The sequence below is a fragment of the Nocardia sp. CA-128927 genome, from assembly GCF_050955855.1.
Taxonomy (GTDB): domain Bacteria; phylum Actinomycetota; class Actinomycetes; order Mycobacteriales; family Mycobacteriaceae; genus Nocardia.
On record NZ_CP192087.1, the window covers coordinates 7659433 to 7672246 of the forward strand.

Annotated in this window: 11 protein-coding genes; 6 read left to right on the plus strand and 5 right to left on the minus strand. The window is 64.7% G+C overall.

Features of this window, described 5'->3' with window-relative positions; translation table 11 throughout:
* Positions 1-448 precede the first annotated feature (448 nt).
* Positions 449-961, plus strand: a complete 513-nt coding sequence (locus ACQPW1_RS35335) for a hypothetical protein (RefSeq protein WP_433656567.1) — start codon at positions 449-451, stop codon at positions 959-961.
* 266 nt (positions 962-1227) lie between these two features.
* On the plus strand, positions 1228-2172 hold the full coding sequence (locus ACQPW1_RS35340; protein ID WP_433656568.1) for a hypothetical protein: 945 nt from the start codon (positions 1228-1230) through the stop codon (positions 2170-2172).
* 155 nt (positions 2173-2327) lie between these two features.
* Here ACQPW1_RS35340 and tnpC read toward each other — a convergent pair whose 3' ends face one another.
* Entirely contained in the window at positions 2328-3719 is a 1392-nt protein-coding gene (gene tnpC / locus ACQPW1_RS35345) for an IS66 family transposase (RefSeq protein WP_433655073.1), read from the minus strand.
* A 107-nt stretch (positions 3720-3826) separates the two neighbouring features.
* Between tnpC and ACQPW1_RS35350 the strand changes: the two genes are divergently transcribed.
* Positions 3827-4210, plus strand: coding sequence for a hypothetical protein (locus ACQPW1_RS35350; protein ID WP_433656570.1), 384 nt, complete (start codon positions 3827-3829; stop codon positions 4208-4210).
* A 175-nt stretch (positions 4211-4385) separates the two neighbouring features.
* Here ACQPW1_RS35350 and ACQPW1_RS35355 read toward each other — a convergent pair whose 3' ends face one another.
* Positions 4386-6956, minus strand: a complete 2571-nt coding sequence (locus ACQPW1_RS35355; RefSeq protein WP_433656572.1) for a DNA translocase FtsK — start codon at positions 6954-6956, stop codon at positions 4386-4388.
* 234 nt (positions 6957-7190) lie between these two features.
* On the minus strand, positions 7191-7814 hold the full coding sequence (locus ACQPW1_RS35360; RefSeq protein WP_433656573.1) for a TIGR03085 family metal-binding protein: 624 nt from the start codon (positions 7812-7814) through the stop codon (positions 7191-7193).
* A gap of 161 nt (positions 7815-7975) precedes the next feature.
* Here ACQPW1_RS35360 and ACQPW1_RS35365 point away from each other — a divergent pair, with 161 nt between their 5' ends.
* Together ACQPW1_RS35365 and ACQPW1_RS35370 are read left to right on the plus strand one after the other, a co-directional pair.
* Entirely contained in the window at positions 7976-8356 is a 381-nt protein-coding gene (locus ACQPW1_RS35365; protein ID WP_433656575.1) for a DUF4189 domain-containing protein, read from the plus strand.
* 29 nt (positions 8357-8385) lie between these two features.
* Positions 8386-8946 (plus strand): hypothetical protein, encoded by a 561-nt coding sequence (locus ACQPW1_RS35370; protein WP_433656577.1) that lies wholly within the window; start codon positions 8386-8388, stop codon positions 8944-8946.
* Positions 8947-9006: 60 nt separating this feature from the next.
* On the opposite strand, the gene ACQPW1_RS35375 is transcribed toward ACQPW1_RS35370, so the two are convergent.
* Positions 9007-11067, minus strand: coding sequence for a ribonuclease J (locus ACQPW1_RS35375; protein WP_433656579.1), 2061 nt, complete (start codon positions 11065-11067; stop codon positions 9007-9009).
* 166 nt (positions 11068-11233) lie between these two features.
* Complete coding sequence (gene dapA / locus ACQPW1_RS35380) at positions 11234-12082, minus strand: 4-hydroxy-tetrahydrodipicolinate synthase (RefSeq protein WP_433665421.1); 849 nt, start codon at positions 12080-12082, stop codon at positions 11234-11236.
* Positions 12083-12364: 282 nt separating this feature from the next.
* On the opposite strand from dapA, the gene ACQPW1_RS35385 reads away from it, so the two are divergent.
* On the plus strand, positions 12365-12808 hold the full coding sequence (locus ACQPW1_RS35385; RefSeq protein WP_433656581.1) for a hypothetical protein: 444 nt from the start codon (positions 12365-12367) through the stop codon (positions 12806-12808).
* The last annotated feature ends 6 nt before the right edge of the window (positions 12809-12814 follow it).

Here is a 12814-nt window from a genome sequence, read left to right on the forward strand (position 1 = left end):
AACCGTCCCTGCAACCAAGGAAACCAACCACCCGGGCCAGTGGAACCCGGCAGCCAGCCCGCTGCGCGGGCCAGCTGCCCTGCCCGCAACCGGAAAACTACGACCGAAACACCCAATCCGAACCCGATCAGGCCAGCACATCAACCCGGCGAAAGATCGAGGTTAGGGGGCTGCCATGAAAACAGATGATGCCGCAGAGTTGCTCAGCCATGATCTGGTCGAGTTGTATCTTGCTGAACCGATTGTAGAACGCGAATGGCTGGTGCTTACCGCCCGGGCGCCGCTAAAGCGTGCACGGTCGCCATTCCGGCTGGACTCGGGCAGGTAATTGCGCCAGATGGAACTACAGCACAAGCCACGCGAGCAATTCTTGTCCCTAATACCGATCCCGATCCCGACGATCCCGACGGCGCGTACAAGACGGCATATCCGATTAGGTGAGGTATAGATGGGTTTTCATGTTGCATTCATTCCTACGGTTTCGTCCGATGCGATGCCTGCGATCCAGTTCGAATTTGAGCCGGGATTCGGTTATAGGGAAATTGTCATGACCGGGTGTTACGCGATGGAAGAGGCTGGAATTGGCGTCTTCCAGATCGGAGGGTTCGGACAGGAGGAATGGCCGCACGACGTCGGGTACGAGTTATCGGCATTCATGGAGCAACTTCCAGCCCTTATGGTCAGCCTTAGCGAGAATCGCACAGGGAAAGTTGACATGTATCCCCAAGGCCTAGAGCGAACTTTGACGTTTCGACCAACAGGAGAGCATGTCGAAATTCGATGCGCGTCGCGAACTGATTGGGTCCCGCATCCCGAATTCGAGGCTATGACGCGAAACGAGCTCGATTCAATGCTCACGGAACTGGCCCAAAACTTCTTCATCGGGCTGAAGGCGGCCAGCCCCGAACTGGCCAACAGAGCGATTCAAGCGTGGAATGAAAAGATAGAAGTGGACTCATGATTACCATCGTGGCCATAAGGGAATACCGAGATTGGTAATAAGCCTCGATTCTTCGTGATGGCGGTGTCGTTCCGGCGGCATTTAGCTCCATCTGTTTCCGAATCACTCCGGACACGTTATCGAGGAATCAGTCTCGATTTCCATGAAGAGTTGGTCACAAGAATGGGAATCCGAGCACGACTTACACGGCCGTCGAAGTTGTTATTGATGAGGAGGGTGTCGTGCGCACCGCCTATCCGAGCAATTAATCACACGGGAGAATATTTGTGATCCATCTATCATTCTCGATTCCGGATAGTTCCTCACCTTTGCGCAAGACCTGGGACTATTCCAAAGTTGCTGATCCTGCAAATCTCGGGGAATTGAATCTGATCTACAGTTACTTTCTTGTCGATGTCGAGATCGTCATAAATGACACCATGTTCCTCATCTCGGGAGATATGTATGTGACCCTCGTCGATATAGCGGTGGGGCTACGTCATGTGGCCGAAAATATTTCCCGAGGCAAGAACTCCACGTTAAGCTTCGCGGAGCACGACGAGGTTCTACAGTTTCTCCGGACTGGTGATGGAATCTTGGTGGGATCGTCCACGAAACCACTAAGAGCAAAGGTGGAAACCGAGGAGTTGCTCGACGGTATCAACGCGTTCTTGCGATCGGCATACTCCGCATTGACTGAAGAAGTTGCCGGCCTACGTAATAACTTAATGGTGCAGAAGATTATCGCACCTTGGAGTGAGGGCGATCCGCTAGAGGAGGATGAAATGACCGATCCGGATTCAGTTATTTTCCCTGGCGAGGTCGAAGAGATAAGGGCAACGCCGCTTAAATTCTTCAATCAAACCGGATGGATCGCGTATTTTGCGGGAACCGACACCGAAGACGCCCGTATAGTGCATGTGGAGGGCTGGGAGCATTCGATTGGAACGGCGCTCGTCGTCGACCCCAAACGCGGAGCCCTGCAGCCTGTGACGGAATTCGAAGATTTCACTCGCTTGGAGAAGGCCGACCAGGTGGTAGCCGCACTGCCCGGGGGAGGCTGGCGGGCGCACTGGAAGAAGGAAGGGGCGCAGGGCGCGCCGCTCACGGAGCAGGTATTAGCCTGGCTCATCACGTCGCAAGGAAAGGCGATCACGATCGATGCCTCTGGTTATGTCAGCGACGCCGATGGCGCAGACACATTCATTCCGCCAGGGGAGGATTCGCACTAGAGTTATTGGTGAGTCCGGACGCTGGTGTTGCGTCGTTAGATGCCGCGGCGTTGGAATGCTGTACGGATGGTGGTGTGTGCTACGTCGATGCAGGGTGGCCCCGACCAGAGAAATCCACTTGGCCCGCCTCTGCAGGTGTGATCGGGTGTAACCATTCAGGCTGTGGCTGGGTTCCAAGGGTTTCCGCTGATGGTGGCGTGGAGACCATCCAGGATGGGGGCGCCGTTTTTGCGCATGGTGGAGATGTAGCTGCGGATTCGCAGCCACGCTCGTGCCCCGTCGCTCGAGCGATGGCAGCCTGAGATCTTCAGCTGGGTTTTGACGGGTCGAAGATCGCGCTCGGCCTGATTATTTGTGAAGCCGACCTGCAAGTCGCGGGCGAAGCGCAACACCTCGTCCTCGCGGGACTTCAACCTGGTCAACAGGTTCCGGGTCTTGGACTGTTTCAGGCCGGCGCGACGGGGATTATCGGACAACCCGCACAACACCGCATGGCGCCACCGGTGCAGCAGTGGGTCGAGGACCTCGGCCGCGATGGCCGACCGGCCCAGCGCTCGTGCCTGGTGGGCGGCGGTGTTGAGCCCGTACAACGCGTCCAGCGCCGCGGTGGGCCAGGCGTTGGACGGATCGGCCTCACCGGCGGCGACCAACTCTCGCGCGATGTGCGCCCCGCACAAGGCGTGGACGGCGCCAGCGTAGTCCTTGCCGTCATACACCGACAGCGAATCATGCACGCACACACCGGTATAGCCGGGCAGGATCCCGAATTCATCCACCGCGACCCGTCCCCGGGACTTGTGCAGGAAATAGGCGGTCAACGTCGCGGTCGAGGCCACGTGCAGCCACATCTTCGAGCCGTTGACATTGATCGAGGTCTCATCCACATGCAGCAGATACGCCGCCATCAACTGCGCCCGGATCAACGCGTCGGTGTCGGCAAGTGCCTCACCGGTCGCGGCGATCACCGAACTGATCCACCCCGTCGACGGCCGCGCCCCGGTCACATCCGCGATCAACTCCGCGGCCCGCGCCACCGGAACATGCTGATATACCACGAGATAGCAAGCCAACGCCCGAAGATTCGGGCCGTACTGAACCGGTGCACTCACCCCGTCCGGGGCCGTCGCCGCGGTGACATGACCGCACCCGCACCGCACCGAGTGCAGGCGGTGCTCGAACACCGACGCCGCGATCACCTCGGGAATGTCGACCACCTGCCGCGCAGCCACTTTCACCGACTCTCGACCAGCCAGACCGCCGCCACAACTACCACACGCACCCGGCACGTAATCGCAGGAATCATCGGCAATCTCTTTGCGACGCAACGTGACACCCTGATCGCCGGACTGCTTGCCCGGCTTACGACCAGCCTTGCGCTGCTGGGCACGAGACAGGCTGCGGTTCAACCGATCACCAGAGGGCGCACGGTTGGAGTTCTTCGAGTTCTGCTTCGACTGCCGCTCGAGCTCAACGATCCTGGCCTGCAACTCCCCGATCAACCGCGCCTGCTCGGCCACAACCATGAGCAGTTGCTCAACAGTGGGCACGGGATCGGACACCCAGCAAGCTGACCAGTTGCCGGGCCCATAGTCAAGCCGCCACACCACTCAAACCATCAGTCGCACAGGCTGAATGGTTACGATCGGGTTGCGTTGTGAGCCTGACCGTGCACGTCTTTACTCTGGAGGACGGCGAGACGTCGTTCCTCGACCCGCCTGAGGGGTGGATGGACCTCGCCGGTTTCGAGCGCTGGCGTACCGAAGTATGGGGTAACCGTGCCGTCCGCGAGTTGGGTGCACGGTTCTTCCCAGTCCTTACCGAGGATAATCTGTGGGTCAAGCCGGATGAGGTACTGGAGTTCGCGGGCGAATGCGCCAAGCTCAGCCACAACCTCAGCGCGATCGCGCCGTTCCCATACCCGCCATGGCCCGACGCGACACATCTGATGGTGATCGATACGGTCGCAGCCAACCTGGCTAATATCCAGATCGCGGCAGGGCGCGCTCTTGGTGTCGGCGGTGGCGTCGTAATTTGGTGATTGCACCAACGGCGTGGCCCATCGGCTCCGTCGGCAACGCCGCCATGGCGTACACAGAGCACCTGATTACGAGCCAGGAGGTTGGAGGTTCGAATCCTTCCGGGCGCACCACACAGCACCGTCAGCCAGACGGAGACACTCAGTGCGGCAACACTAGTCAGCCTCGGGTGGAGCCTTAGTCGGATTCCTCCGGCGGCGGCTCGTCGCCACCACCGCGGATGGTCCACAGCAGGCCGTCCAGCTCGTCGGGCTTGATGAGGACGTCGCGGGCCTTGGAACCTTCGCTGGGGCCGACTACGCCGCGGGTTTCCATCAAGTCCATCAGGCGGCCTGCCTTGGCGAAGCCGACGCGGAGTTTGCGTTGCAGCATTGAAGTGGAGCCGAATTGGGAGGTGACGACGAGTTCGACGGCCTGGATGAAGACGTCGAGGTCGTCGCCGATATCGGGGTCGACGTCCTTCTTCTCGCCCTGCTTGGCGGCGGTGACGCCCTCTTGGTATTCGGGTTCGGCCTGGTTCTTGGCGAAGTCGACGACGGCGTGGATTTCCTCGTCGCTGATGAACGCGCCCTGCAGGCGGGTCGGCTTGTTCGCGCCCATCGGCAGGAACAGGCCGTCACCCATGCCGATCAGCTTCTCGGCGCCCGGCTGGTCCAGGATGACTCGCGAGTCGGTCAACGATGATGTGGCGAAGGCCAATCGGGACGGCACGTTGGTCTTGATCAGGCCGGTGACCACGTCGACCGAGGGACGCTGGGTGGCCAGCACCAGGTGAATGCCTGCGGCGCGGGCCTTTTGGGTGATCCGCACGATCGCGTCCTCGACGTCGCGGGGCGCGGTCATCATCAGGTCGGCGAGCTCGTCGACGATGGCGAGGATGTACGGATAGGGCCGGTACACCCGTTCGCTGCCCAGCGGCGCGGTGATCGCGCCCGACTTCACCTTCTTGTTGAAGTCGTCGATGTGGCGAACCTTGTTGGCCTGCATGTCCTGATAGCGCTGCTCCATCTCCTCCACCAGCCAGGTCAGCGCGGCGGCCGCCTTCTTCGGCTGGGTGATGATGGGCGTGATCAGGTGCGGAATGCCCTCGTACGGCGTGAGTTCCACCATCTTCGGGTCGATCAGGATCATCCGGACCTCGTCCGGTGTGGCCCGATGCAGCAGCGAGACCAGCATCGAGTTCACGAAACTCGACTTACCCGAACCGGTGGAACCGGCGACCAACAGGTGCGGCATCTTGGCCAGATTCGCCGCGAGGTAGTCGCCCTCGATGTTCTTGCCGAGCCCGATCACCAACGGATGGTGGTCATTTCGGGTCGACGGCGCCTTGAGCACGTCGGCGAGGCGGACCAGCTCGCGGTCGGAGTTGGGCACCTCGATGCCGACCGCGGACTTGCCGGGGATCGGGGCGAGCAGCCGAACGTTCTCCGTGGCAACGGCATACGCGATGTTGCGGGCCAGCGCGGTGATCTTCTCGACCTTCACGCCGGGTCCGAGCTCCACCTCGTAGCGGGTGACCGTCGGGCCGCGCACGAAACCGGTGACGGCCGCGTCGATCTTGAACTGCACCAGCACCTCGGTGATCGCCTCGATCATCGATTCGTTGGCGGCACTGCGCTTCTTGGGCGGATCGCCGTCGGTCAGCAGCGACATCGGCGGCAGGATGTAGTCGCCCTCGACCTCCCGGTCGGCGACGAACTCGAGCTGCTTCGGCGGCGGGGTCTGGTCCTCGACCTTCACCACCGGGCGCTGCTTCTTCGGTTTCGGCTTGGCGACAGGCTCTTCCGTCGCGATCGGCTTGGCGTCCTGTAGCGGCGGCTCGCCGATGACCTCGGTCACCGCGTCGGGATCGCCGAATTCGTCGGGGGGATAGTTCTCCACCGGGGTGCGACCGCGCCGCTTCGCCTTGGCGGAGTGCAGCGGGAACCCGTCGGCGTCGTACTTGGCCGGGTCGTACCCGAATTCGCCGTCGTACTCACCGTATTCGTCGCCACCGCTGCCGGTGCCGAAGTACTCGCGCAGCTTGGCAGGCACCTCGCGCACCGTGGTGCCGGTCAGCAGCAGTACACCGAAGACGATGGCCAGCAACAGGATCGGCACCGAAAGCCAGGCGGTGAGCCCGTTGGTGAGCGGCCCGCCCACCACGAAACCGACGAAACCCGCGGCGCGCGAACGCCCGTGCGGATCGGTCGGCGCCCCGGCGATGACGTGCCAGAGCCCGAGAATCGGCAGACCGACCAGCAGTCCGCCGAGCACCAGCCGCGGTCGGATCTCCGGACGTGCCTCGGTTCGCATGAGAATGACCGCGATCATGGTGGCCACGAACGGCAGCCCCGCCGACGCCGATCCGGACACCGCACGGATGGCCTCGCCCACCCAGTGCCCCACCGGACCGCCTGCCGACAGCCACACCGCGGCCGCGATCACCGCGCTCAGCGCGATGAGGGCCAGTGCGATGCCGTCGCGGCGGTGACCGTGCTCGATCTCCCCCGCCTTGCTCAGGGTCCGGGTGGTGGCGCCGAGGCCGCGCGCGAGCATGTTCCAGCCGCTGCTGATGCCGCGGCTCAGCACCGCCAGCGGCGCGGTGTTCGACTTGCGCCGAACCGGCGTGCGAGCCGGTGGGCGACGCCCGCGCGGGGTCGCCGTGGTGCGGGGCGTTGCCGAACGGGACCGAGCCGTGGTGGTTCTCCCCCGCGCCGATCCCGCCCGCGCCCGAGTAGTCGTGGTGCTGCGGGACTTACCTGCCATGGACCCAGGCTAGCCGCAAACGCCCCTTCCAGACCATCCGCAACACCAGTATCGCGCGTCTCAGGAGTGCCGAACTGTGCAGATGCCCAGGTCGCCGGTGATCCGGAGCGCACGCCCCCAGCCGCCGATCCTGCGTGTCGAAGCCGACCGGTCGGGGTCTACTTCGCATAGCAAACCATCTGTTCGCACCCCCCTCGACCGTCCACAGGGCGAAGGAGGTCTGCGAAGTGGCGGTCAGATGGAGCGATCCAGGCTCAATACGGCCTGGACGGCTTCCGGAGTGCCAGTCGTCTCGATGCGGACCTCGTTGCGGCCGAACGAGTGCAGCAGCAGCTCAGACGGCATGCCCCGCAAGACCACCTCGTCGCCCGACTTCGGCCGAACGACCGCCCGCTTCTCGTCCAGCGTCTCCAGCACGACCTTGACCGGCGATTTGCGGTAGGCCCGCCGCCCCATCCGGCCGACCAGTTGCCAGTACCTGTCCTCGTCGGCCTGCGAGAGCGCGCGCGGCTCCCAGCCGGGGCTGCCGCGGCGCACGTCCTCGTGGTGCACGAACATCTCGGTCACGTTCGCGATGGCGTCGATCGGGCGCAGCGGCGACCACCACGGCGGCCCGGTCTGGACCTGCTCCAGCAGCTCAGGGAACGGTTGGCGCGCGACTTTCGCCTGCACGCTGTCGAGATACCCGGCGAACGGCTTCAGCATGATGCCCGGCGCGGCATCGGGCCTGCGCTCACGAACCACCAAGTGCGCGGCCAGGTCTCGCACCGTCCATTCGCCACAGAGCGTCGGCGCTTCCGGCCCGACGGCCGCCATGGTCTCGACGAGGCTCTGACGTTCTCGCTGCGCGATGCTCACCCCTTGAACATACCGACCAGCTCGCCGAACGCTGCCCCGATATCTCCGATGTCGACAAGGGAGGCCCCGAATTCTTGGGTAGCGCAATGAGTGTTCGCTATGTACCTTGTCACTCGGTCCATCGGGTCGTGGGCCTCATGAACAAGAAGGGCAAATTCCCTGTGAAGAAGTTTGTTACTGGTGCAGCCATTGTGGCCGCGGCTGGTTGCGCGCTGGCTATCAGCGCGCCTGCCGCACAAGCCAAGGCGTACAACTACGGCGCGATCGCGTTGTCCACCTCAACCGGGCTGATCGGCTACTCCTACGACTACCCCGATTCGGCGGCGGCGCAGGCGCGGGCGGTCCGCAGCTGCGGTGCGAGCGACTGCGAGACGGTGGTGTGGTTCGCGAATGGCTGTGGGGCGGTGGCGTATTCCAGCCGCACCGGCGCCTACAGCTGGGCTTACGCCGCCTCGCGTGGGGCCGCGCAGAGCAAGGCGCGGTCGTACAACTCGTCCGACGCCTACATCGTGCACTGGAACTGCACGTCCAACCACGGCTGACGTCCGCGAATCGATTCAGGGGAAACATCGTGAAACACCGCACTTTCCGGACCGCCGTGGCCATCGTGCTCACCGCCGCCGCGTGCACGCTCACCGCCTGTGCCTCCGGCGACAAGGAGTCCTCGTCGCCGAGCACCACCGCCAACGCCGACACCAAGCCCGGCGAGCTCCAGGGCGGAAGTGACAAGGGCGACAAGGAAACCGGCTCCGCGCCGACCACGCCGTCCTCGCCGGCGCTGGCCAAGCCGTCGACCCAGCAGCTGAACGACCGCCTGACCAAGGCGTTCGATCCGAACGTGCCGAACAAGGAGAAGATCAGCTGGATCCAGGCCGCCGAGCAGGATCCCTACCTGGTCGCCAACCTGGTCGACGCCGCCAAGAAGCAGGGCGTCAAGGTCGAGATCACCAAGGTGAACGACCCCAGCGACGGCAAGCTGAAGGCTGACGCCAAGGTCACCATCAACGGCAGCCCGGTCGACGACGCGTTCGTCTCCTTCGTCTCCGAGGGCGGCGAATGGAAGGTCGATCACACCTTCGCGTGCAACATCGTGAAGAGCGCGAAGATCGAATCCGCGGCCTGCCAGGAATGAGCTAAGACAACCGAAAAGCGCCGGAAGCCTTTGGCCTCCGGCGCTTTTCGGTATTCAGGATCAGACGCCGATAACAGTCGGCACGATCATCGGGCGGCGACGATAGGTGTCGGCGACCCAGCGGCCGACGACGCGCCGCACGCTCTGCGCGATCCGGTGGATGTCGGTGACACCCTCGGTCGCCAGTCGCTGCAGTTCCGCCTCGACCAGTTCGGCCGCGACGGTGAGCGCCGTCGGATCGTCGGAGAAGCCGCGGCCATTGACCTCCGGCGTGCTCACGGCCTTGCCGGTGGTCTCGTCGATCGCGACGGTGATCGAGATGAAACCACCCTCGCCGAGCACCAGGCGGTCCGACAGCGTCGATTCGCCGACGTCACCGACCGAGAGGCCGTCGACGTACACGTGCCCGACCGGCACCCGGCCCACGATCGAGGCGATGCCGTCGACCAGGTCCACCACCACGCCGTCCTCGGCGAGCATGACCCGGTCCTCCGGCACGCCGGTCGCGATGGCGAGCGCGGCATTGGCGCGCAGGTGCCGCCATTCGCCGTGCACCGGCATGGCATTGGTGGGCCGAACTGCGTTGTAGAGGTACAGCAGCTCGCCCGCGGACGCGTGTCCGGAGACGTGCACCTTGGCGTTCTGCTGGGTGATCACCGTGGCACCGAGCCTGGCCAGACCGTTCACCACCGCGAACACCGAGTTCTCGTTGCCGGGGATCAGCGAGGAGGCCAGCACCACGAGATCGTCCTCGCGGATGTTGATCTGGCGGTGGTCACCGCGGGCCATCCGGGACAGCGCCGAGAGCGGCTCGCCCTGCGAACCGGTCGAGATCAGCACCAGTCGATCGCCGGGCAGTGTCGCGGCCTGGTCCAGGTCGACGACCACACTGTCCGGCACGGTGAGGTAGCCGAGGTCCTGCGCGATCTGCATGTTGCGGACCATCGAGCGGCCGACGAAGCAGATTCGCCTGTTGTACTTCTGGGCGACGTCGACGACCTGCTGGATGCGATGCACGTGGCTGGCGAACGAGGCCACGATCACGCGATTGCGCGCCTTGCCGATCACCGTGTCGAGCACGCCGCCGATCTCGCGTTCCGGCGTGACGAAGCCGGGCACCTCGGCATTGGTCGAGTCCACCAGGAACAGGTCCACGCCCTCGTCGCCGAGCCGGGAGAAACCGGCCAGGTCGGTGAGGCGACCATCCAGGGGCAGCTGGTCGAGCTTGATGTCGCCGGTGTGCAGCACGACGCCCGCCGGGGTGCGGATGGCGACGGCGAGCGCGTCCGGGATCGAGTGGTTGACCGCGAAGTACTCGCAGTCGAACGGACCGTGCTCGGTGTGCTGGCCCTCGATGACCTCGATCAGCTTCGGCTGCTGGCGGTGCTCGCGGCACTTCGCCGCGACCAGCGCGAGGGTGAACTTGGAGCCGACCACCGGAATGTCGGCGCGCAGCCGCAGCAGGAACGGGATCGCGCCGATGTGATCCTCGTGACCGTGCGTGAGCACGACGGCGACCACGTCGTTGATCCGGTGCTCGATCGGCCGGAAGTCGGGCAGGATCAGGTCGACGCCAGGCTGCTGGTCCTCGGGGAACAGCACGCCGCAGTCGACGATGAGCAGCTTGCCGCCGTACTCGAAAACGGTCATGTTGCGGCCGATTTCGCCGATGCCGCCGAGCGCGAAGATGCGCAGGCCGTTCTTGGGGAGCTTCGGCGGCGCGCCCAGGCGATCGTTCGCGAGCGTTGCGGCGCGCGGATCCTGTTGGGGCGCAGACTGTTCGGCGCGACCGCGACCGGACTGCTGGCGGCCGCGGCCGGATTTCCTTGCCTGCTGGCCGTTTTGCGGCGCCTCGGCGCGCGGGGCCGACTTCTTGGCCGGTGCGGACTTCTTCGCGGCGGTCGATTTCCTCGGCTGCGAAGTCTTCATCGCGGCAGGCTGCTCGGACTGCGTGGTGACTTCGGTCTGCACGACGACAGTCTCCGCTTGCACCGTAACCTCGCGCTGCGGCGCGGCTTTCGGCTGCTCGATGCGCGCAGGCTGCTCGGCCGGAACAGGGGGCGGTGCTCCCGCAGCGCGGGACGCGGTTCTACGGGGACGACGTGCGACAGGCTCAGTCATGCCTGCACCTCGCTAGCGCTCGGTTCCGGCCTGACTGAAGTCGCAGTGCCGATGATTCGCTCGCTACGCTCCCTCATGGGCACCTCGACGCTCAGCTCCGTTATGCGCGACGCGCACTGGGTAATTAGCTCGCTCTGCTGTGTGGTGATTCGCTCGCTCCGCTCTCTCATCCGAGCACCCCCGCCGCCCGTAGATCAGCGGCAAGGAGCTCGAGTTGTTCAGGGTTCGGCATCAACTGCGGCAACCGCGGCTCGCCCGCGTCGATCCCGAGCAGGCGGAGGCCGCCTTTACTCATCGCGACACCGCCCAAACGGAACATCGCCGCGTTCAAAGGCACCAGGCTCGCGTTGATCTCGCGGGCGCGCGCGACCGCGCCCGTGGTGTAGGCGGTGAGCAGCTCGCGCAGCCGCTCGGGGACGAGATGTCCGATGACGCTGATGAATCCGGTCGCGCCGATCGACAGCCAGGGCAGGTTCAGCGTGTCGTCGCCGGAGTAGAAGGCCAGGCCGGTGTTCGCGATGAGGTCGGCGCCCGCGTTCATGTCGCCCTTGGCGTCTTTCACGGCGACGATGCGTGGGTGCTCGGCCAGGCGGCGAATGGTGTCGCTGGCGATCGGCACCACCGAGCGCGGCGGAATGTCGTACAGGGTGACCGGCAGGTCGGTGGCGTCGGCGACCGCGGTGAAGTGCGCGAGCAGGCCCTCCTGCGAGGGACGCGAGTAGTACGGCGTCACCACGAGCAGGCCGTGCGCGCCCGCGCGCTGGGCGTTGCGGGCCAGTTCGATGGAATGCGCGGTGTCGTAGGTGCCCGCGCCCGCGATCACGGTGGCGCGCTCGCCGACGGCATCGACGACGGCGCGCAGCAGGTCCGCCTTTTCCTGCTCGGAGGTGGTCGGCGACTCGCCGGTGGTCCCGGAGATGGCCAGCAGGTCGACGCCGCGGTCGACCAGGCGGGCCGCGAGCGCGACGCCGGCATCGATGTCGAGCTTGCCGTCGGTACCGAACGGGGTCACCATCGCGACACCGACCGTGCCGGACGCGCGCAGCTCGGCCTGACTCGCGGTGCTCGCTGCCTCTCCGTGGTTACGCACGCTGCCGCCATCGGGCCCCACGCTCGCACCGTGGGTTGGCGTCGATTCACCGTTCGTCATGGTCAGAAAGGCTACCCGGTCGAAGGAACGCCCTCGACACCGTCGCCACTGAACGGACCGGCCGGTCGGGCGCGCGGTCACCCACCGCGCGATCATGATGTCATCACCTTCCTTGCGTGACATCAGATATGGCGTCACACTGATGTCATGGATCTGAACAAGTACACCGCCCGCCTACGCGAGGACCTGATCGCGGCCGCCGCCCTCGGCGACGAAAAGACCCAGGCCACCGCGGCGGCGCTGGCCGCGGCGACCGAAAGCTCGGCCCGGCTGGTGCTACTTGCCGCGCTGTCCGAACTCGCCGCCGAGCTCAGCACCGAACTGGGTGACCGCACCGTGCACCTCTCCTTCGACGGCACCGAAGCCAAGGTCGACCTGCGCAAGCAGTCCAGCGCCGACGACCACCCGACGTTCGAGGAAATGACCGGTGACATCAGTCGCGTGACGTTGCGGTTGGTCGAAACGTTGAAGTCCAAGGCCGAAGAGGCTGCTGCGCAGAGCAATCAGTCGCTGAATTCGTGGTTGTCGGGTGCGGTGTCGGGTGCGTTGCGTGACCAGATGCGTGGGTACGGGCAGAAGCGCGACGTCTGACGGTCC